Here is a 25,977-nt window from a genome sequence, read left to right on the forward strand (position 1 = left end):
TTTAATTTTGGTAATTAAAAAACCAACCCCCGTAGAATTGCCACCAATTAAATTGGTTTCGTGAGGCTGGATTCTCTTAATAATAAAGTTAACGCTGAATATTTTTCCAGACTCTGGAGTCATTGACGCCATTGCCTTTTATGGTGCTGTGAGAAGTAAATAATAACGGCTGCAACCTATTCATCACGGGTCTGACATATCTTAAACGCCTGCCGAACCGGCAGGCGTTTTTTATTACTCGTCTTCGTCTTCGTCGGGCGGTGACTCTTTCACCACCCGCACCAGATCCACCCGGTAGTCGCTGGCTTCCACCACCTGAATACGCAGCGGCGGCAGCGCAATCTCTTCACCCACTTTCGGGATCTGGCCGTGGGCATCAATCACCAGACCCGCCACGGTAGCAATATCCGCGTCTTCATCCACCAGGGTAGTGACATCCAGGTGCTGCTGAAGGGCATGCAGATCGGTGGAACCTTTGACCAGCCAGCCGTCACCGTCGGCAACGATCTCCGGAGTTTCGTCATCGTCCGGGAACTCACCGGCAATGGCTTCCAGCACGTCTACCGGCGTGACCAGCCCCTGCACCACACCGAATTCGTTAGTCACCATCACGAAGCTGCCACGCGCCCGGCGCAGAACGCTCAGCAGCGCAATGGGATCCAGCGTTTCAGGTACTACGATAACCGGCGTTGAGGCCGACCAGGCCGCTACGTCGACGCCGTCGTCCAGCGCCACCAGCAGCTCTTTGGCGCGAACCACGCCAATCAGCTCATCCAGTTCGCCGTGACACACCGGGAACAGGCTGTGGGGCGATGAGAGCAACTGCTGGCGTATCTCCTCCAGCGGCAGACTGGCATCGACCCAGCTTATCTCACCGCGCGGCGTCATAATGCTGCGCAACGAACGGGAAGCCAGAGTCAGTACGCCGTTAATCATATAGCGCTCTTCATCGGCGAAGCCTTCGTGCGGGACTGGCATGACTACCGGCCCTTCCGGCTCGCTCTGGTTAGCACTATCGCGACGATTGCCCATCAGGCGCAGAATGGCTTCGGCGGTACGGGCACGTAGCGGCCGCTGAGACTGATTACGGATAAAGTTACGGCGCGCTATCTGGTTAAACACCTCAATCAGGATAGAGAAGCCAATGGCCGCGTACAGGTAGCCTTTCGGAATATGGAAACCGAAGCCTTCCGCCACCAGGCTCAGACCAATCATCAACAGGAAGCTCAGACAGAGCACCACCACCGTAGGGTGAGCGTTCACGAAGTTGGTCAGAGGCTTAGAGGCCAGCAGCATCACGCCCATGGCGATGATCACCGCCGCCATCATGACCGGCAGATCGTTTACCATTCCGACCGCGGTAATAACCGCATCCAGTGAGAAGACCGCATCCAGTACCACTATCTGCAACACCACCACCCAGAAGCTGGCATAGCCCTTACCGTGCTCGCCGTCGTGCTGGCGGTTTTCCAGCCGTTCATGGAGCTCCGTAGTCGCCTTGAACAGCAGAAACAGGCCCCCCACCAGCATGATCAGATCGCGCCCCGAGAAGGTGAAGTCCCAGACGCTGAACAGCGGTTTGGTTAACGTGACCAGCCATGAGATCAGCGACAGCAGACCCAGACGCATAATCAGCGCCAGCGACAGACCGATCAGACGCGCTTTATCACGCTGCTTCGGCGGCAGTTTGTCGGCAAGGATTGCGATAAACACCAGGTTATCAATCCCCAGCACAATCTCAAGCACTACCAGCGTCAGCAGGCCGGCCCAGATTGACGGGTCCATTAACAGTTCCATGACAAGCTCCGAAAACAGGAATGATCAAAGCGTACACCGCAAATCTCGGGCACAAAAAGGCAGAAGAAAGCAGAACGTGGGCACGGGCCCAGAGGATGAAAAGTTGCGCAGCAGGTGCTGCTCAATAAACAACGTCGGTGACGGTCCATACGGAGGGCAACTGCCCAAAGCTCCTTACAAAATGGTCAGAACGGCTAACATAACAGAGGGATTAACCTTCTGGCAAAGATTTACCAGACTTTGCAATACCTCTAACAAAGGGAAAAGAGTGACTGATTTCACAAAAGTTTTTTATTCTTTAACCAAAGATGATTTATCGAAGTTCATCACAAAAATTATTTTTTCACTGTCTAAAATAAATCGCGGTTTTTTAGATAAATCTTAATAACCCTTGTCTGAATCGATTCACTCTGATCAGAGCATACAGAGTGGCTGGCGACACAACAGGAGGTAGCAGGTGACCATTGCTATTGTGATAGGCACGCACGGCTGGGCAGCGGAGCAGTTGTTAAAAACTGCCGAAATGCTGCTTGGCGAGCAGGAGAACGTAGGCTGGATCGATTTCGTCCCGGGGGAAAATGCAGAAACCCTGATCGAAAAATATCAGGCCCAGTTGCAGAAACTGGATACCGCTAAGGGTGTTCTGTTCCTGGTAGATACATGGGGAGGCAGCCCATTCAACGCAGCCAGTCGCATCGTGGTGGATAAAGAGGGCTATGAGGTCATCGCCGGGGTCAATATCCCGATGCTGGTCGAAACCCTGATGGCCCGTGACGACGATCCCAGCTTTGATGAACTGGTGGCGGTGGCGGTTGAAACTGGTCGCGAAGGCGTTAAAGCGCTGAAAGCCAAACCGGTTGAACCGGCTCAGCCTGCCGCTCCCGTAGCGGCAACAGTAGCCGCGCCACAACCGGCCGCGCCCGCGAAACCCATGGGCCCCAATGACTATATGGTCATCGGCCTGGCGCGTATCGACGACCGTCTGATTCATGGACAGGTCGCCACCCGCTGGACCAAAGAGACCAACGTCACCCGCATTATCGTAGTCAGTGACGAAGTAGCCGCCGATCAGGTGCGTAAAACCCTGCTCACCCAGGTCGCTCCGCCCGGGGTCACCGCCCACGTGGTGGACGTCGCCAAAATGATCCGCGTCTATAACAACCCGAAATACGCCGGTCAGCGCGTGATGCTGCTGTTCACCAATCCGACCGACGTCGAACGGCTGGTGGAAGGCGGCGTGAAGATCACCACGGTGAATATTGGCGGTATGGCCTATCGCCAGGGTAAGACCCAGGTGAACAACGCGGTGTCGGTGGACGAAAAAGATATTGCCGCCTTTAACCACCTCAACGAGCGCGGCATTGAGCTGGAAGTCCGTAAAGTCGCCAGCGATCCCAAACTCAAGATGATGGACCTGATTAGCAAAATAGATAAATAGACGAAACCAGCCGGTTTCACTGTGCTCAGCTTTTCACATTTAGTCTGACTACGTTTATAGGAGAAGTACAATGGAGATAACCACTCTTCAGATTGTGCTGGTATTTATCGTCGCCTGTATTGCGGGTATGGAATCAATCCTCGATGAATTCCAGTTTCACCGCCCACTGGTCGCCTGTACGCTGGTTGGCGCCGTTCTGGGTGATATGAAAACCGGTATCATCATCGGGGGCACCCTGGAGATGATCGCTCTTGGCTGGATGAACATCGGCGCCGCCGTGGCACCGGACGCCGCCCTGGCCTCAATTATTTCCACCATTCTGGTTATTGCCGGACATCAAAGCATCGGCGCCGGTATCGCGCTGGCCATTCCGCTGGCGGCCGCAGGCCAGGTGCTGACCATCATCGTTCGTACTATCACCGTGGGCTTCCAGCACGCGGCGGACAGCGCGGCGGAAAAAGGCAACCTGACAGCACTTTCCTGGATTCACGTCTCGGCCCTGGTGCTGCAGGCCATGCGTATCGCCATCCCGGCGGTTATCGTGGCGTTTTCCGTGGGCACCAGCGAGGTACAAAACCTGCTGAGCGCCATTCCGGAAGTGGTCACTAATGGTCTGAATATCGCTGGCGGCATGATTGTCGTAGTCGGTTACGCCATGGTCATCAACATGATGCGCGCCGGCTACCTGATGCCCTTCTTTTATCTGGGCTTCGTGACCGCAGCATTCACCGACTTCAACCTGGTGGCTCTGGGCGTTATCGGCGCAGTCATGGCCGTGCTCTACATCCAGCTGAGCCCGAAATATAACCGCTCTGCGGCAGCGCCTGCCCAGGCGGCAACCTCTAACGATCTCGACAACGAACTGGATTAACAGGTGAGCGACATGGTTGATATGACTAAAACGACTACCGAGAAAAAACTCACTCCGGGCGATATTCGCGGCGTGTTCCTGCGCTCCAACCTGTTCCAGGGGTCATGGAACTTCGAGCGTATGCAGGCGCTGGGCTTCTGCTTCTCTATGGTGCCGGTGATCCGCCGCCTGTATCCGGAAAATAATGACGCGCGTCGTCAGGCAATTAAGCGTCACCTGGAATTCTTTAACACCCATCCTTATGTGGCTGCGCCGGTACTGGGCGTCACGATGGCGATGGAAGAGCAGCGCGCCAACGGCGCCGAGATCGACGATGGCGCCATCAACGGGATCAAAGTCGGCCTGATGGGGCCGCTGGCTGGAGTCGGCGATCCCATCTACTGGGGTACTGTGCGTCCGGTTTTCGCAGCGCTTGGCGCCGGTATCGCCATGAGCGGCAGCCTGCTCGGTCCCCTGCTGTTCTTCATTCTGTTCAACCTGGTACGTCTGGCGACCCGCTACTACGGCGTGGCTTACGGCTACCGCAAAGGGGTCGATATCGTGAAGGATATGGGCGGCGGCTTCCTGCAGAAACTGACGGAGGGGGCGTCGATTCTCGGCCTCTTTGTGATGGGGGCACTGGTGAACAAGTGGACCCACGTCAACATACCGATGGTAGTTTCACGCGTGACCGACCAGACCGGCCAGGAGCAGGTCACTACGGTACAGAATATCCTTGACCAGTTGATGCCGGGCCTGGTACCGCTGCTGCTCACCTTTGCCTGTATGTGGCTGCTGCGCAAGAAGGTTAACGCGCTGTGGATCATCTGCGGCTTCTTCGTAATTGGTATCGTGGGCTATGCTATCGGCCTGTTAGGGCTATAATCCAACGCGTTATATTGATATCGCCGGGGCTCGCCCCGGCGTTTTTATGGAGAAAGTATGGGTCTGACGGACATCATCCTGATTGTACTGATTGCGCTAATGCTCGGCTGGGCGCTCTGGGTCGAGATAGTGCCGGAGCGGCGACGTGGCCGCACTCAGCTAAAGGTTCCGCTACTGCGGCGCAGCCCGGTAGACACCGCTATATTCACCGCTCTACTGGCCATCCTGGTATATAACAACCTGGTGAACCACGGTACCCTGCTTACCACCTGGCTATTATGTGGAACCGCGCTGCTGGCCATTTATATCGGCTGGCTAAGAACGCCCTGGCTGCGATTTAAAATCGGCGGGTTTTTCTACGGACCGGTATGGATTAGCTATCAAAGAATTAGCGGAATGAATTTGTCGGAAGATGGCGTTCTGGTAGTGCAATTAAAAAAACAGCGTCTGCTTATTCGAGTACGAAATATCGACGATCTTGAGGCGATATATAAAATTATGCTGCGAGGTCAATAGGATATAATATAGCCCGGCCTATATTTTATCCGGGCTAAAAAATAACCTCGGATATAGCAAAGGCTATAAAATCATTAACCATAAAAGCCGTCCTGATTAACAAAATCATTACCGATAAAGTCAAATGAAAATCGTTATCAATTGATAAATAATAAATTCCCTCGCGATTTGATGCTGGCTAAAAAATAAGATAAAGTACGCTCCGTTCTTTGGGGAGTAGCCGATCTCCTGGTATCAGGAGATGTACGTGTCAACAGACTCGTGACCGAAAGGAAACGTGGCGCGTACGGGCCGGAGTCGTATTCCGGTCAGGCGAGACCATAGCGCATCACTGCTGATACTGGGGGCAGTGGATTTGCGCTATATGGTTTTCCCGGTCAGGACGCTTGAATGAACCTATCCGCCACGCTTCTTCTCGCCTTCGGCATGTCGATGGACGCGTTCGCCGCCTCTATCGGCAAAGGCGCCACGCTGCAAAAACCCAAATTCTCTGAAGCGTTACGCACCGGCCTAATCTTCGGTGTGGTGGAAGCCATTACCCCGCTTATCGGCTGGGGACTGGGGATGCTGGCCAGCAAGGTCGTGATGGAGTGGAACCACTGGGTCGCTTTCGCACTGCTGCTGTTTCTGGGTTGCCGGATGATTATCGAAGGCTTTCGCACCAGCAGCGACGATGAAGAACCCCGCCAGCGCCACGGATTCTGGCTGCTGGTGACTACGGCCATCGCCACCAGTCTGGACGCCATGGCGGTCGGCGTTGGTCTTGCCTTCCTGAAGGTCAACATCATTCATACCGCGCTGGCCATTGGCTGCGCCACCATGATGATGTCGACCCTGGGTATGATGGTGGGCCGCTTTATCGGCCCGCTGCTCGGTAAGCGCGCCGAAATTCTCGGCGGCGTTGTTCTGATAGGTATCGGTATCCAGATCCTCTGGAGTCATTTCACTGGCTGATTATCCTTCCTGCCGGCGCCAGACCCGTACCACAAAATCCGTTTCGCAGGCGAATGCCTGCGCCTCGTCCAGCTGTTGCCAGACTTCCGGGCGCGCCCGCCAGGCGAACGGCGTCATCTGTAACAGCGCCCGGGCCTGATCGCCCGGCAGCTGCATAGTCCAGCCCGGCGTCAGGGTCTGCGCCAGTTCAAAGCCTTCCAGTCGCTCTTCCCGATTCGGATGAAGCTGGACCTCACGATAAATCAGCGCTTTAAGCTGTACCAGATGGCGGGGCCCCGGGGTAACGGTCACCAGAATCCCCCCAGGTCGCACCACCCGCGCCAGCTCTGCGGCGCTGCACGGCGCATAAATGCGCACTACGGCGTCGAAACACCGATCGGCAAAAGGCAACCGATGGCTGGAGGCCACACAAAAGCGAACCTGTGGGTAACGCTTCGCCCCATAGCGGATAGCGACCTTTGAAACATCCAGACCGTAACACTCACTCCCCTGCCCCAGCGCCCCGGCAAAGGCCGAGGTGTAATAGCCTTCACCGCAGCCGATATCCAGCACCCGTCCATCTTCGGGCAGCGCCCCGGACAGAACCGCCGTTACCGCATCACGCAGCGGCTGATAGTATCCCGCATCCAGAAATGCCCTGCGGGCGCGCATCATCTCTGCGCTGTCCCCCGGCTCCCTTGAGCGCTTATGCTGTACCGGCAGCAGATTGACATATCCCTCTTTGGCCCTGTCGAACTGATGCCCCGCTGGACAGCGGAACTGCGTGGATTGCTCGGTCAGCGGTGCGTGACATAGCGGACAAACAAAGGACATGGTGGCTCCGGGATCTAAAAACGAGGGGCGCAGTGTACCGCTGCGCCCCTCGTCAGGGAAGCCATCACGACAGAGGATGAGCCTCATCGCTGGTTTTCAGTACCGACAGATGGTCCGAATCCGGCGCTACGCCGTCCGGCTCCACGTTCTGAAGCCGTAGCACATCGCCCATAATCTGGCTGAAGACCGGCGCCGCCACCGCACCACCGTAATATTCGCCGTTCTGCGGATTATTGATCATCACCACCAGCGCGTAACGCGGATTGGTGGCCGGCGCCACGCCGGCGGTGTAAGCCACATAGTTGTCGATATAGTGGCCATCCGGCCCAATCTTTTTCGCCGTGCCGGTTTTTACCGCCACCCGATAGTTACGCACCGCGGCCTTAATCCCGCCGCCACCCGGCAGGGCAACGCTTTCCATCATATGTTCCACCTGGTGGACAATTTGCTCCGGCATCACCCGCTGCCCTTCTACCGGCGGATCGATACGAGTAATCGACAGCGGCCGTTCGATACCGAAACCACCAATCGTGGCGTAGACATGGGCCAGCTGTAGCGGCGTGACCATCAATCCATAGCCGAACGAAAAGGTGGCGCGATCCAGTTTGCCCCAGATGCGGCGGTGCGGCAGCAGGCCGCTACTCTCGCCGGTCAGGCCCAGCCCCGTAGGCTGACCGAAGCCGAAGGCTTTATAGGTCTGCATCAGAGCGTTAATCGGCATCGCCAGCGACAGTCGGGAGACGCCGACATCGCTCGACTTCTGCAGGATGCCAGTCAGCGTCAGCTCCGGATAGTAACCGACATCGCGAATCATATGACCGTCGATACGCCAGGGATGGGTATCCACTACGCTGTCCGGCTGAACGATCCCCTTACGCAGAGCCGTCATTAATACCAGGGGTTTGACCGTCGAGCCAGGCTCAAAGGTATCGCTGATGGCGCGGTTACGAAAATCATCCAGGGTGGCCCCGGCGCGATTGTTAGGGTTAAAGGTGGGATAGCTGGCCATCGCCAGCACCTCACCGGTATGGACATCCAACAATACCGAGGCACCCGACTTTGCTTTATTCCAGGTGACGGCGTTACTAAGCGCATCTTCGGTGACGGTCTGTAACCGCCGGTCGATGCTCAGGATAATATTGTGGGCAGGCACTGGCGGGCGTTCGGTGATATTTTCGATAACCTTGCCGTAGCGATCTTTTCGTACCCGCCGTTCGCCGGGCTTACCGGTCAGCTGGCGGTTAAAGCTTTTCTCGACCCCTTCAATACCCCGGTCATCGATATTGGTGAAGCCAATCAGATTCGCCGCCACGTGGCCCGAGGGATAAAAACGTCGCGATTCCTGACGCAGGCTGATGCCGGGTAAACGCAGCTTTTTAATATATTGCGCCTGCTGCGGGTCAAGCTGGCGCGCCAGATAGACAAAGCGCCCTTTCGGATTATGCTCAATACGGTGAGCTATCTCGCTGAGCGGCTGTTTCAGCACCGTCGCCAGCGCCTGCCAGCGGGCGTTAATCTGCACGCCGCCCTTTTGACCGACGATAAGGGGATCGGCCCAGACCGCCGCTACCGGTACGCTGACCGCCAGCGGCTGGCCGTTGCGATCCTCAATCATACCGCGAGGCACCACCAGCGGCTCTTCACGCAGCGAACGCTTATCCTCTTCCTTTACCAGGTGATCTGGCTCAACCAGCTGCAGCCAGGCCACCCGGCCAAGAATCACCAGTAAACTCACCAGAATGGCAATGCAGAGCAGCCCGTAACGCCAGTGGACAAAGTTCAGGCTTGTCGCGCCGCGCAATTTTTTCACATCCTCTCCTTCGCGGTTAACCGGAAAACAGCCCCGATTAAACCCGACATTAAGCACAGATAACGTCACAAAATGCTAATAGCGACCAACGCTTTGCAACAGAACACAACCAGAGGGCGGGTTCAGTAACACTCTGAAAAACCATACTCTTTTAGCAGGTTCAAAGTGGTTACCGGGTAACCAGAGGCGGGAAATATAGCGGGCAACAAAAAACCCCGCGCCCAATATGATGGAAGCTGCGGGGTTTCACTAACCTGCAACCATAGCGGTTGCGCAAAATTATCAGATGGCGACCACGTTAACGGCTGCCGGGCCCTTCTGGCCGTCCTGAATTTCAAATTCAACTTTCTGACCTTCGGCCAGCGTTTTGAAACCGTTGCCCTGGATAGCAGAGAAGTGTACGAACACATCTTTGCTGCCATCGGCCGGAGTGATGAAACCAAAGCCTTTAGACTCGTTGAACCACTTAACTTGACCTGTGATCTTTGCCATTTACAAATTCCTTAAATTGTTTTCTTCGCCCGCAGGCGCAACTTAGATAAAACTGAGACATTACTGCTTGAGGCACTAATATAAGGTTCGGCAGAGAAGCGGTATTCAACGACATCGTGTTTACTCAGGACTTCTTTGACTTAACATGCCACAAAAAAACAGAACTATACCTCGTTTAACCCATCGTGTTATCACACACAACGTTAACGATGGCAAGCCATTTTTAGGCGTGTCACGATCTGCCGCACAGATTCAGATATTCACCAGATAAACAGCGCCCCATTATGCACCTGCGTGCGCTAAAGCTGCAGTACCCTACCGCAAGGAATGAGGGCTGGCGCCCCGTTTCGCTGCGACTTTTTCACCATAGCTCAAACACTTCCGCCCGTCCAGGCGAACTGTTAAAAAGTCGTGCCGCCTCGCTTTTTTGGTTATATCATTTACGGACAACTTATAACATAAAGTAATGAATAAAGCGCCACAGGCCAAGTTTAGCCGCTAACCCTCAGACTCGCCAGTTTGTTCCCGATAATAAAATCTGAGCCATTCAACAATATATTGCACCAGAATAATGACGATTTAATGACAACGCATCATAAGCGTGCGCGACCTGCACCAATATATAAACCGACACAATGACATGATGAGATAATCCCGAAACCAAATAATTACTGGTCCGTGATGTAATAGCGTTTCCTTATTCCCGGGCTATTGCCAAATACTGACCAATGCGCAGCGGACGGAAAGCGGCCTCCTGTTCCCCTACCGCACTCAACGCCGCGCACAGTTCACGCGGCGGCGCGTCCAGCGATTCATCCGCCAGCTCAAATACTCCCCAGTGAATGGGAATGGCAAGGGGGCGTCCTATCGCCCTCCAGAGCGCCACCGCCTCCTGAGGCCCCATATGGTGATCGCGCATAAACCAGCGTGGCTCATAGGCGCCAATAGGAATCGCAGCCCCATCCAGCGCGCCAAGACGCTGGGGAATCTCCAGCAGCAGATCGCTGTAGCCAGTATCGCCGCTGAACCAGAAGCGCCGGGAAGCCCATTCCACCACCCAACCACACCACAGAGAACGGTTGCGATCCCAGGGGGTACGCATACTCCAGTGACGTGCGGGCACCGCAGTCAGCGTAATACCATTGAGCTCGTGGTTCTGCCACCAGTCGCGCTCCACAACCTGATGAATACCCCGGCGTCGAAACCAGATTCCCAGACCTGCAGGGACCAGAAAAGCAGCATAGGGAAAACGCCGGTGCAATAGCCGTATGCTGGCGCTGTCGAGATGATCGTAGTGGTTATGAGAGATAAGCACCGCATCAAGCTGCGGGAGATCGTCCGGCACCAGGGCCAGCGGCGTCCTGCGCTGGGGCCCCCAGAAACGCAGCGGAGAGGCGCGGTGGGAAAAGACCGGATCGGTTAACAGATAGCGGCCATTGATACGCAGCAGCAATGTGGCATGGCCCAGCCACCAGACGGCATCTTCATTGCCGCAAATGTCGGCATACTGCCACCAGCGCGCGATAAACCCCGGGTAACCGTCATCAGGAGGAAAGGGAAGCCCCTGCTCGCGGCGCATTCTACGCCAGCGCTTTAAATCGCCGGGCTGACGGCGGCCCGGCTCAATATTGCAGAAGCCATTGGGAAGATGGTGCGCCTGTTGGGGATCATACCAGGGGTTTTTCCAGGGCATTGGGCCTCCGCAGAATCAGCCTCTGGATGATATAGCAGATTCAGCGCTCCGCTACCAGCCGCACCAGCTCTTCGTCGTTATCATCCTGAACCAGTACGGGCGCATCCTTTTCAGGTTCATTGGCCTCGCACAGACGACGCAGCAGCGCGTTTTGTCGCTTCTGCTGTTCGAGCAGCGCTTCAAGCAACGCGACCTGCTCGCTGGCCCTGACGCTTGCGCGATTAACAAAAAACCACACCACCAGACCAATCACCAGCATCAATCCGGAGACCGCCAGCGAGGCCACATTTAACGTATTCATGAGTTCATTCATTTAACCACCTCAAACAAACCCGGATTCTACCGCGGGTCTGCCCGGGACACCACCGGCGCAAGCGCCCTTACTCGCTACCAGGGGATAAATTTATTCACAACGCAAATACCGTTAAAGAATGGTTCATCCTGATCGCACATGGCGTTCAGCATCTGTGTCCACATCAACAGGCAGGCTATCAGGACGACTATCAGGATGATCCACCAGTATTTTCTCACATCGACTCCATTGTTGTCGGGCAGGGTATGCTACCATCCTGGCATCGCCAGGTTAAACCAAACTTCACTCATTCAGCGTTTCCTTTAGGAATCATCAGATTGTTAAGATCTGCCCGCTGTTTTACCCTGGCTTTCGCAAATCAATATCAAATAAGAGGGAATTAATGCGCATCCTGATTCGTATCATTATTGTGCTGGCGCTCATCTGGATTGGCTTACTCCTGAGCGGCTATGGGGTGCTTATCGGCAGCAAGGAGAACGCTGCAGGGCTGGGACTACAGTGTAAATATCTGACCGCCCGCAGCACTCAGACCGTTCAGTACGTTCACACCGACAGCGGTATCATCGGCATTACGGACTGCCCGGTACTGCGCAAGACCGGCGACGCGGTCGACGACGGCAAATAAGCGATTACGGCCCCGCCAGGGGCGGGGCCGTAATTATCAGAACGGATAGTCGTGATAGCCCTGTTGTTCGGAGATATTGCGTGCGGCGCGATGCAACATCGCCACATACTCATGCAGTTTTTCTTCAGAGAAACGTAAAGTCGGGAACGAAATACTCAGTCCGGCAATCACCACGCCGAAACGGTCGAATACCGGCACCGCAATACAGCGCAACCCCTCTTCCTGTTCCTCATTATCTTCCCCGTAACCCAGTCTTTTCACCGTATCCAGAACCGGCAGCAGCTCTTCGGTGCTACCAACGGTACGTGATGTGCTGCGGGTATACTCAATGTGCGAGAGGATTTCCTTTACCTCGTCGCGATCGCGCCAGGCCAGCAGCACCTTCCCAATAGCGGTACTGTGCAGCGGGTTCCGGCGACCAATACGCGAATACATACGCAGGTTATACATGGAGTCGATTTTGTGGATGTAGACAATGCTGTCTTCATCCAGCGCCCCCAGATGGATGGTCTCTTTGGTCTGACGCGACAGCTCGCGCATCTGAATGTCGGCACTGCGAATCAGATCGACATTCTGCAGCGAGCGGGCACCCAGCTCAAAAAGCTTCAGAGTCAGAGAATACTTTTCCGACTCGCCTTCCTGAGCGACGTAACCCAGCGACTTCATGGTCTGCAAAAAGCGGTATACCGTGCTTTTCGACATCATTACGCGCTGCGACAGCTCGGTTATCCCTATTTCGCGTTCTTCGCCCAACGCCTGAAGAATACCGAATACCTTCAGTACGGAAGAGACCGAATCCGGCTGCTTATCCAAGTCTGCGACTGCCATTAATCACCTCGGCGCAATTTGTTTTATAAAAATCAGAACTGGTTTTTAGTATAATTTGACCACCCGCGTGCCGCAATCGCTGTGCGCCAGTTTCGTTACAAATCTGCGACATTCAGCTGCACCATCGATGATAAACTGGTCGCTTTATTAAACTTTTTGCCACTAATCCGTCATTTTATGGAAAACTCCCCCGCAGACGGCATGCCGCTGCCCCAACGCTACGGCGCTATTATCACCATCGCTCTGGGTATTATGATGTCGGTGCTGGATGGCGCGATTGCTAATGTAGCACTGCCGACGCTCTCCCAGGAACTGCAGGCCAGCCCGGCCAGCACCATCTGGGTGGTCAACGCCTATCAGATGGCGATTATGGTGTCGCTACTGTCATTCTCTTTTTTAGGCGATATGGTCGGCTACCGCCGTATCTACCGCTACGGGCTGGCGCTGTTTAGCCTGACGTCGCTGATGTGTGCCCTTTCCCCTACGCTGGAATGGCTGATTGCCGCCCGCATCCTTCAGGGCTTTAGCGCAGCGGCGGTAATGAGCGTGAATACCGCGCTGATTCGCCTGATCTATCCCCGCGCCCAACTGGGACGCGGGCTCGCCATTAACGCGTTGATCGTAGCGGTCTCCGCCGCCGCTGGCCCCACCGTGGCCGCGGCGATTCTGTCGGTCGCTACCTGGCACTGGCTGTTTCTGATTAACCTGCCCATCGGCGTTGTGGGACTGATTCTGGCGCTGCGCTGGCTACCAGCCAACACCGAAAAACAGCGTCAGCGCTTCGATCTGCCCAGCGCGCTGATGAACGCCCTGACCTTTGGCCTGCTGATCGGCGCCCTGAGCGGCTTCGCGCAGGGACAGCCGCCGCTGCTGGTTGCCGGTGAGTGTATCGCGCTGTTGATTATCGGTACGCTCTTTGTGCGCCGTCAGCTGCGCCTGGAAGTGCCGTTACTGCCAGTGGACCTGCTACGTATTCCGATTTTTTCGCTATCAATGGCGACCTCTATCTGTTCGTTTACCGCACAGATGCTGGCGCTGGTCGCCCTGCCGTTCTGGATGCAAGGGGTGCTGGGACGCAGCGAAGTGGAGACAGGGTTGCTGCTGACCCCCTGGCCTATCGCGACTATGCTGGTGGCGCCTGTGGCCGGAAGACTGATCGAACATGTCCATGCCGGACCGCTGGGTGCGCTGGGGCTGTTGCTGTTTACCACCGGGCTGGTGGCGCTGGCGCTACTTACGGATACCCCTGGCGATATGGATATCATCTGGCGTATGGCGCTGTGCGGCGTCGGATTTGCGCTGTTCCAGTCGCCGAATAACCATACCCTTATATCCAGCGCTCCACGTAACCGCAGCGGCGGTGCCAGCGGGATGCTGGGCACCGCGCGTCTGACCGGTCAGAGCATCGGAGCCGCGCTGGTGGCGCTGATGTTTAACCTGTTTAACGACAGCGGTACCCAGTCCGCCCTCTGGCTGGCGGCCGCTTTTGCCTGTATAGCGGCAATCATCAGCAGCCTGCGCCTGAGTCAGCCCCACAGTCGCGCATAAAAAAAGCGCCATCCGGCGCTTTTTTGTTTAATACCCTGAATTACTTCAGGTACTCCCCGCTACGCAGCGCTTCGATACGCTTATCGAGCGGCGGATGGCTCATAAACAGTTCGCTAAAGGATTTACCCTTACCGTTGATACAGAACGCCATCATGCTGCTGGCTTCCTGCGGTTCGTAACTGGTCTTCAGACGCTGCAGCGCAGCGATCATCTTTTCACGCCCTACCAGCTTCGCAGAGCCGGCATCGGCGTGGAATTCACGGTAGCGCGAGAACCACATGGTGATAATACTGGCCAGAATACCGAATACCAGTTCCAGCACCATGGAAACGGCAAAGTAGATCATCGGGTTACCGTTGGAGCTTTCGCCTTCGTCGCGGTTACCGCTCAGGAAACCCGCAGCCAGCTGCGCGATAATACGCGAGATAAAGATAACGAAGGTGTTCACTACCCCCTGAATCAGAGTCATGGTGACCATGTCGCCATTGGCGATATGGCTGATTTCGTGAGCGATCACCGCCTCAGCCTCGTCCTGATTCATGTTCTGCAACAGACCGGTACTGACCGCCACCAGCGACGCATCGCGTCGGGCGCCGGTCGCGAAGGCGTTGATATCCGGCGCATGGTAGATAGCCACCTGCGGCATAGCGATGCCCGCCTGCTGCGCCTGACGGCTTACGGTTTCCATCAGCCAGCGTTCGGTCTCGTTACGCGGCTGCTCAATAACTTCCCCCCCTACCGAACGCAGCGCCATCCATTTGGACATCAGCAGCGATACGATAGATCCGCCAAAGCCAAACAGCAGCGCCATAATCAACAGACCACTAACGCTGCTGGACTGAATTCCCGTCAGGCTTAGCACAATCCCGAAGACGACCATAACGGCAAGGTTGGTCAGCAGGAAAAGCGCGATTCGCATCATAATTTTTTTAACCTCGTTTAAACCAAACGCACTACGCGATTCCTCATATCGTGAGGCGCGAAAGCGTTATTTTCAACGATCGGAGGTCGCCAGGTGACTAAAAAGACATATCTTTACATTTTGTAGCATTTCGCTAACGCAATGCTGAGAAAGCCTAAAAAAACAGGCACAAAACTTTGTGCCTGTTGGGGGGTTATTTTGCGGTTTCAGGTTGCTGGGCCGGTCGCGCTTTTTCCATTTTCACCAGGTCGCTGGCAATATGGACCGTCTCGTCGAGATAAGGATCCGGCTCCTGATACCCCTTGGGCAGGTCGTCGATCTTCTTCAGCAGCGGCTTACCTTCGCGCTTCAGGCGATCGTTAACTCGCATCAGGCGGGTGGCCTCTTCTTCATCGTTCTCTTTCTCGCGCTGGGCGTAGTTAAGAGAGACGATATTGCGCTTCGCCTTCATCGCGTTGTAACGCTCGATATCCTTCATAATGAACTGGAACTCAGGATCTTTGGCGATACGCTGCTGGTGCAGTTTCAGCAGCTCAGGCTCGAACCCTTTCAGGTCCCCTGCTTCTACCCAGGTCGCTGGTTTAATGCTGTCCCAGGGCAGCGCGTTATCCTCGTACTTCTCGCCCGTTTCGGTATCCTGATTCGCGGTCGGCATCGGGATATCCGGCGTGACCCCTTTGCGCTGGGTACTTCCGCCGTTGATTCGGTAGAACTTCTGGATGGTGTACTGCACCGAGCCCAGCGCCGGCCATTCGGGGCGCAGCATCTGATCGTAGATGCGGTTCAGCGAACGGTACTGCTGTACGGTACCTTTACCGAAGGTGGGTTCGCCGACGATCAACGCTCGTCCATAATCCTGCATGGCCGCCGCGAAAATTTCGGAGGCCGAGGCGCTAAAGCGGTCCACCAGCACCACCAGCGGCCCCTTGTAGTAAACCACGCCGTCGGTGTCGCTATCTTCACGCACTTTGCCGTTATTATCGCGAACCTGAACCACCGGACCGCCGGGAATAAACAGACCGGAGAGCGATACCGCTTCCGTCAGCGCACCGCCGCCGTTCGAGCGCAGGTCGATCACCACGCTGCTAACGTGCTGCTTAGCCAGCTTCTGGAGCTGCACCTTCACATCATCGGTCAGACCGACATAGAAACCCGGGATGTCCAGCACGCCGATCTTCTCTTTGCCAATCTTTTTCACCGACATCTTCACCGCCCGATCTTCAAGGCGAATACGCTCGCGAGTCAGCGTGACGATGCGGGTTTTGGTACCTTTGCCCCCCGGCAGGATCTCAAGGCGCACCTTGCTGCCTTTCGGGCCTTTGATCAGCGCCACCACGTCGTCCAGTCGCCAGCCGATCACATCCTGCATGGATTTACCCGGCTGCCCCACGCCGACGATACGATCGCCAACGCTGAGGGACTTGCTTTTGGCCGCCGGTCCACCGGCCACCAGCGAGTTAATCACGGTGTAATCGTCATCCATCTGCAGCACGGCGCCAATCCCTTCGAGCGACAGACTCATTTCGGTATTGAACTGCTCGGTGTTGCGTGGCGACAGGTAGTTGGTATGGGGGTCGATCTCATGGGCAAACGCCGTCATCGCCAGCGAAAAGACATCCTCGCTCTTGGTCTGCGCCAGGCGGCGGATGGCCGAGTTATAGCGGCGTGACAACGTATCGTGAATCTCTTTGTCGTTCTTGCCAGTCAGTTTCAGCGTTAACTGATCGTACTTAACCTTGGCGTCCCACAGCGCATTGAGCTCGGCTTCGCTGGTCGGCCAGGGCGCCTTACTGCGATCGAGATTAAAGGTGTCGTTACCGTTAAAATTCATCGGCCGATCGAGCACCTTCAACGCCCAGGAGTAACGTTCAAAACGACGTTTCTGCGCCAGATTAAACAGATCGTAGAAAACATCGAGCTGCCCACTGCGCAGTTCATCGCCAATCAGGCTTTTCTTTTTCGCAAACGCTTCAATATCGCTGGCCAGCAACACATTGTGGCTGTAATCCAGCAGATTAAGATAGCGATCGAAAATTTTCGCTGAAAAAGCGTTATCGAGTTCGAACTGACGATAGTGGGAACGGGTAAAGCGCGATGTCACGCGCTCGCTTACCGTAGAATGCTGCGGCTCTTCTTTCAGCGTCGGAATCTGATCCGCACGGGTGATATCTTCAACCGCCAGCGCGCTGCCAGACAGCAGCAGCAGGCTGGCGACAGCCGTAAGCTTAAAAAATGTGTTCATGCCCTGGGTTGACCTCCGTTTCAGAACATCAAGTGTTCTGCGCGTACTATCATTGACATACCAGAAGTCAACTGCACACGAACGCCATCTTTGGTGACTTCCTGCACGGTGGCGTCCATCGCATTGTTACCTGCTTTAACTTTGACGCTCTGGCCCTGCTTCAATACGGAAAGATCCGTTACCGGCGTATGACGCGGCTCTGCAGCGCGTGCGGCTTTGGCAGCAGGTTTCTCTGCTCGGGGCTTGTTCCCGGCACCTTCTTTACGCCGGGGCGTCGTTGGGCGGCTCTTACGCTCGCGACGCGGGGCTTCACCTTCGCCATTCGCTTCACGTTTTTTCGCCTGCTTTTCAGCGCGCTGAGCCTGAACCCGGGCCTTCGCCTCTTCAAGCTGCTTGCGGGCGTGTTCAACGTGTTGCTCTTCCAGCTCACCACAGGGATTGCCATCCAGGTCAACGCGCGTGGCGCCCGGCTTAATGCCGTACAGATAACGCCAGCTGGAAGTATAGAGACGAAGAGCGGAACGAAGCTGGGTTTTACTGAGACTCATCTCCCCCTGAACACGCTCAACCAAATCCTGAAAAATACCAATTTTCAGGGGGCGTGCTTCACCTTCGGCGCTAAAACAGCGAGGAAAACGCTCGGCCAAAAAGGCGATAACTTCTTTACTGCTATTCAACTTAGGTTGATTTTCCATGAAATTTCCTGATTACAACGGGCTTTGCCAACCAAGTCGCAGGCATGAACAGGCGCCATTATAATGACGCAATCGGCAAATGCTACGGGAACCGTTGTTTATCACGCGTTAATCGTAAAGAATTTTTTAAAATCGCTGGATGCGATCGCGCTCTGCAGATTTTTAGCGAGCTGGCTTAGCCCTTGCTCATCCTGCTGGTCGAAGCGGTCATACTGCGTGCTATCGATATCGAGAACGCCAATAATCTGATTTTCCACCACCAGCGGCAGCACAATCTCAGCATTACTGGCGGCATCGCAGGCAATATGGCCATCGAAGGCGTGTACATCGGCCACCCGCTGTACGGTACGGGTCGCTGCGGCGGTACCACATACGCCGGTTCCCATCGGGATCCGCACACAGGCCAGCTTACCCTGGAACGGCCCCAGCACCAGGGTTTCCCCTTCCAGCAGGTAGAATCCGGCCCAGTTCACCTCTTCCAGACGTTCGAATAGCAGCGCGCTGGTATTCGCCATGATGGCCAGAAAGCTGGTCTCCCCTGCCATTAAAGCATTAAAGTCGCGGTTGAGATCCGCGTAAAATTGGTCTTTATTCATTAATCAATCACATCAGCTGTATTACTTAAGACTATGCCTGATAAAATAAGCACTAAATGCGGTTACGCTCAAGGCGAATCGCAAATTAGGTTACCATTCTTCGCAGAGGCAATTATCAGACATCTAACGTCATGACGCTAAAGTTCAGGCACCCCTCATCGGGTAATCCCCTTACTATTCACGCCATTGGCGAGGTTCTGCCACAGTCACGGTATCAGCGTTGCCCTGAATGCGATACCCTTTTTCTGTTACCGGTGGTGAAATCGCACCAGGATGCCTTCTGCCCGCGCTGCCATGCCAAAGTCCATAACGGCCGGGACTGGTCGATGACCCGGCTGGGCGCGATGGCGATAACCATGCTACTGCTGATGCCCTTCGCCTGGGGCGAACCGCTGCTGCACCTGTGGCTGTTAGGCAGTCATATCGAGGCCAGTCTGCTACAGGGCGTGCGCCAGATGGTGCTTCAGGGCTCTCCCCTCACCGCGGCGATGGTGCTTTTCGGCTCGGTGGCCGCGCCGGTCATTCTGGTGGCCGCCATTGCTTATCTGTGGCTCGGCAACATCCTCGGCATGAACCTGCGACCGGTACTCCTTATGCTGGATAAACTTAAAGAGTGGGTGATGCTGGATATTTATCTGGTGGGGATCGGCGTGGCCTCAATCAAAGTCAGCGAATACGCCTTTCTGCAGCCTGGCATCGGCCTGTATGCCTTTGCGGCCCTCACCCTGCTCAGTATCCTGACCCTTATCCATCTGAATATGGAAGAGCTGTGGGAACGTTTTTACCCGCAGAAGCCCGCGCGCCACCACAATCAGCAGCTTCGCGTCTGCCTGAGCTGCCACTTTACCAGCGTTGCCGATAAGCGCGGCCGCTGTCCGCGCTGCCACGTGCCGCTTCACCATCGGCGACCGATGAGCGTACAAAAATGCTGGGCGGCACTTATCGCCTCGCTGTTTTTCCTGCTTCCGGCTAACCTGCTGCCGATTTCGATAATCTACGTCAACGGTGCCCGTCAGGAGGACACGATACTGTCCGGAATCCTGTCACTGGCATCCAGCAACGTACCGGTGGCCGCCGTGGTCTTTGTCGCCAGTATCCTGGTGCCCTTTACCAAGGTACTGGTGCTGTTTACCCTGCTGATCAGCATTCACTTAAAATGCGAGCAGGGGCTAAAAACACGAATTCTGCTGTTGCGTTTCGTGACCTGGATTGGTCGCTGGTCCATGCTGGATCTGTTCGTTATCTCGTTAACCATGTCGCTGGTCAATCGCGATCAGCTACTGGCTTTTACCATGGGACCGGCCGCCTTCTACTTCGGCGCAGCGGTAATTTTAACTATTCTTGCAGTGGAATGGCTGGACAGCCGCTTACTTTGGGACGCTCATGAGTCAGGAAACGCCCGCTTCACCGACTGAAGCGCAAATAAAAACCAAACGCCGTATCTCTCCGTTCTGGCTGCTGCCGATCATCGCATTGCTGATCGCGCTGTGGCTGGTCTGGAACACCTGGCAAGAGCACGGCGCTACCGTCACCATCGACTTCGTCTCTGCCGATGGTATCGTTCCCGGCCGTACCCCGGTGCGTTACCAGGGGGTGGAAGTGGGTACGGTACAGAATGTGCGTCCGAGCAAGGATCTAAAAAAGATTGCCGTTACCGTCAGCATTAAGCGCGATATGGAAGATGCCCTGCGCAGCGAAACTCAGTTCTGGCTGGTGACGCCCAAGGCCTCCCTGGCCGGGGTTTCCGGCCTTGATGCCCTGGTGGGAGGTAACTATATCGGTATGATGCCCGGGCCGGGCGAGTCCCGGGATCACTTTACCGCCCTGGATACCCAACCCCGATATCGCATCAACAACGGCGAACTGATGATTCACCTGCAGGCGCCTAACCTGGGCTCCCTGAGTAGCGGCTCGCAGGTCTATTTTCGCAAGATTCCAGTGGGTAGGGTTTACGACTATTCGATTAACTCGGATAAACAGGGCGTGACTATCGATGTTCTGATCGACCGTCGTTTCACTAATCTGGTGAAGCAAAACAGCCGCTTCTGGAACGTCTCCGGCGTAAAAGCCGACGTCAGCCTTTCCGGAGCGAAGGTCGAGCTGGAAAGCCTGAGCGCGCTGGTTAACGGCGCCATTGCCTTCGACTCCCCTGACCAGGGCGAAGCCGCAAAGCAAAATGATAGCTACCAGCTGTATGACGATCTGGCCGACACCAAACGCGGCGTGAAAGTGAAGCTGGATCTGCCCGGCGGCGAAGGATTGCGGGAAGGATCCACCCGCCTGATGTATCAGGGACTGGAGGTCGGGACCCTGAGTAAACTGGCCCTGGATGCCAAAACCGGCAGCGTCAGCGGTGAGCTTACGGTGGATCCCAGCGTGGTGAGCCTGATGCGGACCGGTACCCGTATCGAACTTCGTAGCCCCAAGGTTTCGCTGCACAGCCCGCGCCTGAGTGGTCTGCTGACCGGCAGTACCCTTGAATTAATTCCCGGCGAAGGCGAACCCCAGCAGCACTTTGTGGTGGCCCAGGAAAATAAAGCGCCGCTGCAACAGGCCGGTACCCTGAAACTGACACTCACCGCCCCGGAAAGCTTTGGCATCGACGCCGGTCAGCCCTTGTTGCTACACGGCGTGCAGGTCGGGCGCGTGGTGGAGCGTCAGCTTAGCGCCAAAGGGGTGGATTTCTCGGTCGCCATCGATCCCGGGTATCGCGCTCTCATCAAGGGCGACAGTAAGTTTGTGGTCAACAGCCGCATTGACGTGAAAGTTGGCCTGAGCGGCGTTGAGATGCTTGGCGCCAGTGCCAGCGACTGGGTGGATGGCGGTATTCGCATACTGCCGGGCGACAGCGGCGCGGTGAAGCAACGCTATCCGCTTTACGCCAATCTGGAACGGGCCCGGGAGAACACCCAGAGTGAACAGCCGAATCCGACGCTGACCCTGTCGGCCCAAAGCCTGCCTGATGTTCAGGACGGGTCGGTGGTGCTGTATCGTAAATTCGAGGTAGGCGAAATCGTCGACATCCGCCCAAGGGCCAACGCCTTTGATATCGATGTCTATATTAAGCCTCAGTACCGCAACCTGCTCACCTCCAGCAGCGTCTTCTGGGCCGAAGGCGGAGCCAAAGTTCAGCTTAACGGCGCCGGCGTCTCGGTTCAGGCATCGCCGCTGGCCAGAGCGCTCAAGGGCGCCATCAGCTTCGATAATCTGTCCGGCGCATCTCTGCCAGAAGGGCAAAAACGTCACCTTTATCCGTCAGAAACCGCGGCCCGAGCTGTGGGCAGCCAGATTACCCTGCACACCTTTGATGCCGGTAAACTGGCGGAGGGGATGCCCATTCGTTATCTGGGCATCGATATCGGTCAGCTGGAGTCGCTAAAACTGCTGACCGATCGTAATGAAGTCCAGGCCAGCGCAGTGCTCTATCCGGAGTATGTCGATACCTTTGCCCGGGGCGGAACCCGCTTCTCGGTTATCACGCCGCAGTTGTCAGCCGCGGGCGTTGAGCACCTGGATACCCTGCTCCAGCCCTATATCAACGTCGAGCCGGGTCACGGCAAGCCCAGGCGCAATTTTGAACTACAGGAAGCCACCATCACTGACTCCCGCTACCTTGACGGTCTGAGCATCACCGTCGAAGTGCCGGATGCCGGTTCGCTGGGCATCGGCACGCCGGTACTGTTCCGCGGAATGGAAGTGGGTACCGTTACCGGCATGCATCTGGGGAATCTTTCGGATCGTGTGATGGTAGCCCTGCGCATCAGCAAGCGTTATCAGCATCTGGTGCGCAATAACTCGGTATTCTGGCTGGCTTCCGGCTATAGCCTCGACTTTGGGTTGATTGGCGGCGTGGTCAAGACCGGTACCTTTAACCAGTTCATTCGCGGCGGCATCGCCTTCGCCACCCCGCCCGGCACACCGCTGGCGCCAATGGCGAACCCAGGCAAACACTTCCTGCTGCTCGACAACGAGCCGAAAGAGTGGCGCGAATGGGGTACTGCCCTGCCGCGTTAACGCTGTGCCCCGGTGCCTGCGGCGCCGGGGCCTTTATGCTACACTGCGCCTTTGCTAATTCCCTGAACGAGACACTCCACTGGTGCAAACCCCATCCGCCTGGCTACCGGACGCCTTCCTCGACCTGATGCGCGAGGCTATGCCGGACACCCTCTCCTTTGATGACTTTATTGCCGCCTGTCAGCGTCCACTACGGCGCAGCCTGCGGGTTAACACATTGAAAATCAGCGTGACGGACTTTCTTGAGCAGGTCGCCCCCTACGGCTGGCAGTTGACACCAATCCCATGGTGCCCGGAAGGCTTCTGGATCGAGCGCGATAACGAAGATGAGCTACCGCTAGGCAGTACCGCCGAACACCTGAGCGGTCTGTTCTACATTCAGGAAGCCAGCTCCATGCTGCCGGTGGCGGCGCTGTTCGCCGACGGCAATGCCCCGCAGCGGGTGATGGATATGGCTGCTGCTCCGGGCTCCAAGACCACGCAAATGGCGGCGCGGATGGAGAATCTGGGCGCTATCCTGGCCAACGAATACTCGGCCAGCCGGGTAAAGGTGCTGCACGCGAACCTTAGCCGCTGCGGCGCCAGCAACGTCGCCCTGACTCACTTCGACGGACGAGTCTTCGGCGCCGCGCTACCGGAAAGTTTCGACGCCATTCTGCTGGATGCCCCCTGCTCCGGCGAAGGGGTGGTACGCAAGGATCCCGATGCCCTGCGTAACTGGTCTCCGGCCAGTAATCAGGAGATCGCCGCGACTCAGCGAGCGCTTATCGAGAGCGCCATTCATGCCCTCAGACCCGGCGGCGTACTGGTTTATTCCACCTGTACCCTGAATCGTGACGAGAACCATCAGGTGCTGCGTTGGCTGCTGGAACGCTATCCTGATGCAGTGGAAGTCGAGCCTCTGGGCAATCTGTTCCCGGGCGCCGGGCGTGCGCTCACGCCGGAAGGCTGGCTACACGTCTTCCCTCAAATCTTCGACTGTGAAGGCTTTTTCGTGGCGCGACTGCGTAAAACCGCCGCGTTAGATCCACTGCCCGCCCCGGACTTTCGGGTGGGCAAATTCCCCTTTACCCCGCTCAGGAGCAAGCCGCTTAGCGAAGTGGAAAATGCCGCCGCCAGAGTGGGCCTTGTCTGGGACGATCGTTTGCAGCTCTGGGAGCGGGATAAAGAGCTGTGGCTGTTCCCGACGGAAATGGTCCCGCTGTTCGGTAAAGTGCGCTTCTCGCGCTGTGGACTACGGCTGGCCGAACGTCATACCAAAGGCTACCGCTGGCAGCATGAGGCCATCGTGGCGCTGGCCTCCGGGCATGCCGCCAACGCCTTTGCGTTAACGGCGGAACAGGCCGAAGAGTGGTTCCGGGGCCGCGATATCTTCCCGGATACGCTTCCTCCGGATGGCGATGTCATCGTGACCTTCCAGAATCAGCCGCTGGGGCTGGCCAAACGGGTAGGGTCGCGCCTGAAAAATAGCTATCCGCGCGAGCTGGTACGCAACGGCCGCCTGTTCAGCGCCGCAGGACAAAATAAAAACCCTACAATTTGAATTGCGTCTTTTTTCGCCATCTGCCAGGATGGGCCTGTACGGTTTTTAAACCGTACAGGCAATGCGGCACTCACTTATTACGATTGGGAATCGTTCTATGGCAAAAACCAGCGTTCGAATCGGCGCATTCGAGATTGATGATGCCGAAATACACGGAGGAGATCAGGGCGCTCGCACTCTGAGTATCCCCTGCAAGTCTGATCCTGACCTGTGCATGCAGCTCGATGCCTGGGACGAAGAGACCAGCATCCCTGCGCTGCTAAACGGCGAAAATTCTGTCCTGTACCGTAAACATTACGACCGCAGTACCGACTCCTGGGTCATGCATTTTGCCTGAACCCATGAACCCGCCGCAAGGGCGGGTTGTTTTTCAGATCAACGCATTTCCCCATAATCCTCTACAATACCCCTAAAACGCAGCGCTGATTGTGGCGGGGATAGCATGTTCGCACTGGTTTTATTTGTCTGTTATCTGGATGGCGGATGCGACGATATCGTCGTAGAGCTTTTTAATACCGAACAGCAGTGCGAAGTGGCCATGGACAGCCAGAAAATTCGCCACGGCGGCTGCTATCCGGTGGAAGATTTTATCGACGGCTTCTGGCTGCCTGCTCAGCAGTACAGCGATTTCTGACGGCTACTGAAGCTGTACCAGCGTCAGCGTATTGCCAAAAACCGCGCCGGTATCGATGTAGTGCTGATTAAAAAAGGTTTTGGCCTCCTGCAACGGCGTATGTCCGAACCAGAACTCATCCGCCCCGGTAATGGGGCCGCCCCGGCCCTCCAGGTGACGGGTCAGCCGCTCGCGGCTCCATACCGTACGGTGGGCATCTACCGGCTTCTGCCAGACATAATGGGACGAGGGATAGTCGGCATGCGCAACGACCTGAACCTTACCGGCGCTGTGCAGCTCAAGGATTAACGGCAGTCCAGCGCAGCGGCGCAGGCGTGCCACAGCATCCCGCTGCGGCTGTTCCGCAAGCTGGTTCAGCCAGTCACCGCCGTTTATCTGCCACAGCATCCCGTCGCGGGCTTCCAGAGCCTCCAGCGCCATCTCCTCATGATTGCCGCGCACCGCGCGAAACCAGGGTTTATCCAGCAGCGCCAGGCAGCCAGCGCTGTCGGGCCCGCGATCGATCAGATCGCCAACCGAGACCAGCAGATCCTGCCAGGGATGAAAACGCCTGTCCCGCAACGCGGTCGCCAGCTGCTGCAGGCAGCCGTGTAGATCGCCAACCAGCCAGATATGACGCCAGGCGGCACCATCGATTCTCTGATACACAGATCGCCTCCTGGGTTAAGTATAGCGTCCGCGATTGATGAGATAATCACCAGGTTCACTGGAAAATTTCCACGCTTTTTCCTAAACCGCACGTAAGGTTTATCTTAAGGTTAAATTAAGC

General features: G+C 56.2%; 25 protein-coding genes and 1 pseudogene. 12 read left to right on the forward strand and 14 right to left on the reverse strand.

Translation table 11 applies throughout. The features are described from left to right. Nucleotides 1-234: 234 nt before the first annotated feature. On the reverse strand, nucleotides 235-1,797 hold the full coding sequence (gene yoaE, locus FEM41_RS19655) for a CNNM family cation transport protein YoaE (protein ID WP_138097862.1): 1,563 nt from the start codon (nucleotides 1,795-1,797) through the stop codon (nucleotides 235-237). A 457-nt stretch (nucleotides 1,798-2,254) separates the two neighbouring features. Between yoaE and manX the strand changes: the two genes are divergently transcribed. The 5 genes from manX (at nucleotide 2,255) to mntP (ending at nucleotide 6,440) form a co-directional block, all read left to right on the forward strand. Continuing rightward, complete coding sequence (gene manX, locus FEM41_RS19660) at nucleotides 2,255-3,235, forward strand: PTS mannose transporter subunit IIAB (protein WP_138097863.1); 981 nt, start codon at nucleotides 2,255-2,257, stop codon at nucleotides 3,233-3,235. A 70-nt stretch (nucleotides 3,236-3,305) separates the two neighbouring features. Next, nucleotides 3,306-4,106: a PTS mannose/fructose/sorbose transporter subunit IIC gene (locus tag FEM41_RS19665; protein WP_138097864.1), complete on the forward strand. Its 801-nt coding sequence runs from the start codon at nucleotides 3,306-3,308 to the stop codon at nucleotides 4,104-4,106. A 12-nt stretch (nucleotides 4,107-4,118) separates the two neighbouring features. Next, a complete protein-coding gene (locus FEM41_RS19670; protein ID WP_138097865.1) occupies nucleotides 4,119-4,970 on the forward strand; it encodes a PTS mannose transporter subunit IID in 852 nt (283 codons plus the stop codon). Between the two features lie 57 nt (nucleotides 4,971-5,027). Continuing rightward, nucleotides 5,028-5,486 carry a DUF986 family protein gene (locus tag FEM41_RS19675; RefSeq protein ID WP_138097866.1) on the forward strand — a complete coding sequence of 153 codons (459 nt, stop codon included), beginning with the start codon at nucleotides 5,028-5,030 and terminating at the stop codon, nucleotides 5,484-5,486. A gap of 390 nt (nucleotides 5,487-5,876) precedes the next feature. Next, nucleotides 5,877-6,440, forward strand: a complete 564-nt coding sequence (mntP, locus tag FEM41_RS19680; RefSeq protein ID WP_138097867.1) for a manganese efflux pump MntP — start codon at nucleotides 5,877-5,879, stop codon at nucleotides 6,438-6,440. Here the strand turns inward: mntP and rlmA are convergent, their stop codons facing one another. The 7 genes and pseudogenes from rlmA to mgrB all read right to left on the reverse strand — a co-directional run bounded on the left by rlmA (nucleotide 6,441) and on the right by mgrB (nucleotide 11,779). After that, entirely contained in the window at nucleotides 6,441-7,253 is an 813-nt protein-coding gene (gene rlmA / locus FEM41_RS19685) for a 23S rRNA (guanine(745)-N(1))-methyltransferase (RefSeq protein ID WP_138097868.1), read from the reverse strand. A 64-nt stretch (nucleotides 7,254-7,317) separates the two neighbouring features. Next, nucleotides 7,318-9,063 carry a peptidoglycan glycosyltransferase FtsI gene (gene ftsI / locus FEM41_RS19690; protein ID WP_138097869.1) on the reverse strand — a complete coding sequence of 582 codons (1,746 nt, stop codon included), beginning with the start codon at nucleotides 9,061-9,063 and terminating at the stop codon, nucleotides 7,318-7,320. A gap of 282 nt (nucleotides 9,064-9,345) precedes the next feature. Further along, complete coding sequence (cspE, locus tag FEM41_RS19695; protein WP_138097870.1) at nucleotides 9,346-9,555, reverse strand: transcription antiterminator/RNA stability regulator CspE; 210 nt, start codon at nucleotides 9,553-9,555, stop codon at nucleotides 9,346-9,348. 11 nt (nucleotides 9,556-9,566) lie between these two features. After that, a pseudogene (locus tag FEM41_RS19700) lies at nucleotides 9,567-9,702 on the reverse strand (DUF2627 domain-containing protein). 550 nt (nucleotides 9,703-10,252) lie between these two features. Then, entirely contained in the window at nucleotides 10,253-11,248 is a 996-nt protein-coding gene (locus FEM41_RS19705) for an MBL fold metallo-hydrolase (RefSeq protein ID WP_138097871.1), read from the reverse strand. A gap of 40 nt (nucleotides 11,249-11,288) precedes the next feature. After that, complete coding sequence (locus FEM41_RS19710; protein ID WP_138097872.1) at nucleotides 11,289-11,561, reverse strand: YebO family protein; 273 nt, start codon at nucleotides 11,559-11,561, stop codon at nucleotides 11,289-11,291. A gap of 74 nt (nucleotides 11,562-11,635) precedes the next feature. After that, nucleotides 11,636-11,779, reverse strand: a complete 144-nt coding sequence (mgrB, locus tag FEM41_RS19715; protein ID WP_138097873.1) for a PhoP/PhoQ regulatory lipoprotein MgrB — start codon at nucleotides 11,777-11,779, stop codon at nucleotides 11,636-11,638. Nucleotides 11,780-11,943: 164 nt separating this feature from the next. Here mgrB and FEM41_RS19720 point away from each other — a divergent pair, with 164 nt between their 5' ends. Next, nucleotides 11,944-12,186 (forward strand): YobH family protein, encoded by a 243-nt coding sequence (locus tag FEM41_RS19720; RefSeq protein WP_138097874.1) that lies wholly within the window; start codon nucleotides 11,944-11,946, stop codon nucleotides 12,184-12,186. A 36-nt stretch (nucleotides 12,187-12,222) separates the two neighbouring features. On the opposite strand, the gene kdgR is transcribed toward FEM41_RS19720, so the two are convergent. Further along, on the reverse strand, nucleotides 12,223-13,014 hold the full coding sequence (gene kdgR, locus FEM41_RS19725; protein ID WP_138097875.1) for a DNA-binding transcriptional regulator KdgR: 792 nt from the start codon (nucleotides 13,012-13,014) through the stop codon (nucleotides 12,223-12,225). Nucleotides 13,015-13,191: 177 nt separating this feature from the next. On the opposite strand from kdgR, the gene FEM41_RS19730 reads away from it, so the two are divergent. Next, nucleotides 13,192-14,562: an MFS transporter gene (locus FEM41_RS19730; protein ID WP_138097876.1), complete on the forward strand. Its 1,371-nt coding sequence runs from the start codon at nucleotides 13,192-13,194 to the stop codon at nucleotides 14,560-14,562. Nucleotides 14,563-14,602: 40 nt separating this feature from the next. Here FEM41_RS19730 and htpX read toward each other — a convergent pair whose 3' ends face one another. From htpX to FEM41_RS19750, 4 genes are all read right to left on the reverse strand, one after another. Continuing rightward, the gene (gene htpX / locus FEM41_RS19735; protein ID WP_138097877.1) at nucleotides 14,603-15,484 is read right to left on the reverse strand and encodes a protease HtpX; all 882 of its coding nucleotides are present in this window, start codon (nucleotides 15,482-15,484) and stop codon (nucleotides 14,603-14,605) included. Nucleotides 15,485-15,677: 193 nt separating this feature from the next. Then, on the reverse strand, nucleotides 15,678-17,726 hold the full coding sequence (prc, locus tag FEM41_RS19740; RefSeq protein ID WP_138097878.1) for a carboxy terminal-processing peptidase: 2,049 nt from the start codon (nucleotides 17,724-17,726) through the stop codon (nucleotides 15,678-15,680). A 20-nt stretch (nucleotides 17,727-17,746) separates the two neighbouring features. Beyond that, a complete protein-coding gene (gene proQ / locus FEM41_RS19745; RefSeq protein WP_138097879.1) occupies nucleotides 17,747-18,421 on the reverse strand; it encodes an RNA chaperone ProQ in 675 nt (224 codons plus the stop codon). 101 nt (nucleotides 18,422-18,522) lie between these two features. Beyond that, complete coding sequence (locus FEM41_RS19750; protein ID WP_138097880.1) at nucleotides 18,523-19,017, reverse strand: GAF domain-containing protein; 495 nt, start codon at nucleotides 19,015-19,017, stop codon at nucleotides 18,523-18,525. 131 nt (nucleotides 19,018-19,148) lie between these two features. Between FEM41_RS19750 and yebS the strand changes: the two genes are divergently transcribed. From yebS to FEM41_RS19775, 5 genes are all read left to right on the forward strand, one after another. Continuing rightward, a complete protein-coding gene (gene yebS, locus FEM41_RS19755) occupies nucleotides 19,149-20,432 on the forward strand; it encodes a membrane integrity lipid transport subunit YebS (RefSeq protein WP_138097881.1) in 1,284 nt (427 codons plus the stop codon). After that, entirely contained in the window at nucleotides 20,401-23,031 is a 2,631-nt protein-coding gene (locus FEM41_RS19760) for a PqiB family protein (protein ID WP_138097882.1), read from the forward strand. The genes yebS and FEM41_RS19760 overlap by 32 nt, the downstream gene beginning before the upstream one ends. A 127-nt stretch (nucleotides 23,032-23,158) precedes the next feature. After that, a complete protein-coding gene (gene rsmF / locus FEM41_RS19765) occupies nucleotides 23,159-24,574 on the forward strand; it encodes a 16S rRNA (cytosine(1407)-C(5))-methyltransferase RsmF (RefSeq protein WP_421805483.1) in 1,416 nt (471 codons plus the stop codon). A gap of 97 nt (nucleotides 24,575-24,671) precedes the next feature. Next, nucleotides 24,672-24,911, forward strand: coding sequence for a YebV family protein (locus FEM41_RS19770; RefSeq protein WP_138097884.1), 240 nt, complete (start codon nucleotides 24,672-24,674; stop codon nucleotides 24,909-24,911). A gap of 105 nt (nucleotides 24,912-25,016) precedes the next feature. Further along, nucleotides 25,017-25,208, forward strand: coding sequence for a YdfD/YebW family protein (locus FEM41_RS19775; protein ID WP_138097885.1), 192 nt, complete (start codon nucleotides 25,017-25,019; stop codon nucleotides 25,206-25,208). 3 nt (nucleotides 25,209-25,211) lie between these two features. On the opposite strand, the gene pphA is transcribed toward FEM41_RS19775, so the two are convergent. Next, a complete protein-coding gene (gene pphA, locus FEM41_RS19780; protein WP_138097886.1) occupies nucleotides 25,212-25,856 on the reverse strand; it encodes a protein-serine/threonine phosphatase in 645 nt (214 codons plus the stop codon). Nucleotides 25,857-25,977 lie beyond the last annotated feature (121 nt).

It is taken from the genome of Jejubacter calystegiae (assembly GCF_005671395.1).
In the GTDB taxonomy this organism is placed as follows: domain Bacteria; phylum Pseudomonadota; class Gammaproteobacteria; order Enterobacterales; family Enterobacteriaceae; genus Jejubacter; species Jejubacter calystegiae.

Bases quoted from the DNA above. Each gene is read 5' to 3' on its own strand.
- FEM41_RS19720 (WP_138097874.1), top strand. From the start codon at position 11,944: ATGCGCATCCTGATTCGTATCATTATTGTGCTGGCGCTCATCTGGATT.
- FEM41_RS19760 (WP_138097882.1), top strand. From the start codon at position 20,401: ATGAGTCAGGAAACGCCCGCTTCACCGACTGAAGCGCAAATAAAAACC.
- htpX (WP_138097877.1), bottom strand. From the start codon at position 15,484: ATGATGCGAATCGCGCTTTTCCTGCTGACCAACCTTGCCGTTATGGTC.
- FEM41_RS19710 (WP_138097872.1), bottom strand. From the start codon at position 11,561: ATGAATGAACTCATGAATACGTTAAATGTGGCCTCGCTGGCGGTCTCC.
- kdgR (WP_138097875.1), bottom strand. From the start codon at position 13,014: ATGGCAGTCGCAGACTTGGATAAGCAGCCGGATTCGGTCTCTTCCGTA.
- FEM41_RS19750 (WP_138097880.1), bottom strand. From the start codon at position 19,017: ATGAATAAAGACCAATTTTACGCGGATCTCAACCGCGACTTTAATGCT.
- yebS (WP_138097881.1), top strand. From the start codon at position 19,149: ATGACGCTAAAGTTCAGGCACCCCTCATCGGGTAATCCCCTTACTATT.
- rsmF (WP_421805483.1), top strand. From the start codon at position 23,159: ATGCGCGAGGCTATGCCGGACACCCTCTCCTTTGATGACTTTATTGCC.
- mntP (WP_138097867.1), top strand. From the start codon at position 5,877: ATGAACCTATCCGCCACGCTTCTTCTCGCCTTCGGCATGTCGATGGAC.
- prc (WP_138097878.1), bottom strand. From the start codon at position 17,726: ATGAACACATTTTTTAAGCTTACGGCTGTCGCCAGCCTGCTGCTGCTG.
- FEM41_RS19665 (WP_138097864.1), top strand. From the start codon at position 3,306: ATGGAGATAACCACTCTTCAGATTGTGCTGGTATTTATCGTCGCCTGT.
- proQ (WP_138097879.1), bottom strand. From the start codon at position 18,421: ATGGAAAATCAACCTAAGTTGAATAGCAGTAAAGAAGTTATCGCCTTT.
- rlmA (WP_138097868.1), bottom strand. From the start codon at position 7,253: ATGTCCTTTGTTTGTCCGCTATGTCACGCACCGCTGACCGAGCAATCC.
- FEM41_RS19705 (WP_138097871.1), bottom strand. From the start codon at position 11,248: ATGCCCTGGAAAAACCCCTGGTATGATCCCCAACAGGCGCACCATCTT.
- yoaE (WP_138097862.1), bottom strand. From the start codon at position 1,797: ATGGAACTGTTAATGGACCCGTCAATCTGGGCCGGCCTGCTGACGCTG.
- FEM41_RS19675 (WP_138097866.1), top strand. From the start codon at position 5,028: ATGGGTCTGACGGACATCATCCTGATTGTACTGATTGCGCTAATGCTC.
- FEM41_RS19670 (WP_138097865.1), top strand. From the start codon at position 4,119: ATGGTTGATATGACTAAAACGACTACCGAGAAAAAACTCACTCCGGGC.
- cspE (WP_138097870.1), bottom strand. From the start codon at position 9,555: ATGGCAAAGATCACAGGTCAAGTTAAGTGGTTCAACGAGTCTAAAGGC.
- FEM41_RS19730 (WP_138097876.1), top strand. From the start codon at position 13,192: ATGGAAAACTCCCCCGCAGACGGCATGCCGCTGCCCCAACGCTACGGC.
- FEM41_RS19770 (WP_138097884.1), top strand. From the start codon at position 24,672: ATGGCAAAAACCAGCGTTCGAATCGGCGCATTCGAGATTGATGATGCC.
- FEM41_RS19775 (WP_138097885.1), top strand. From the start codon at position 25,017: ATGTTCGCACTGGTTTTATTTGTCTGTTATCTGGATGGCGGATGCGAC.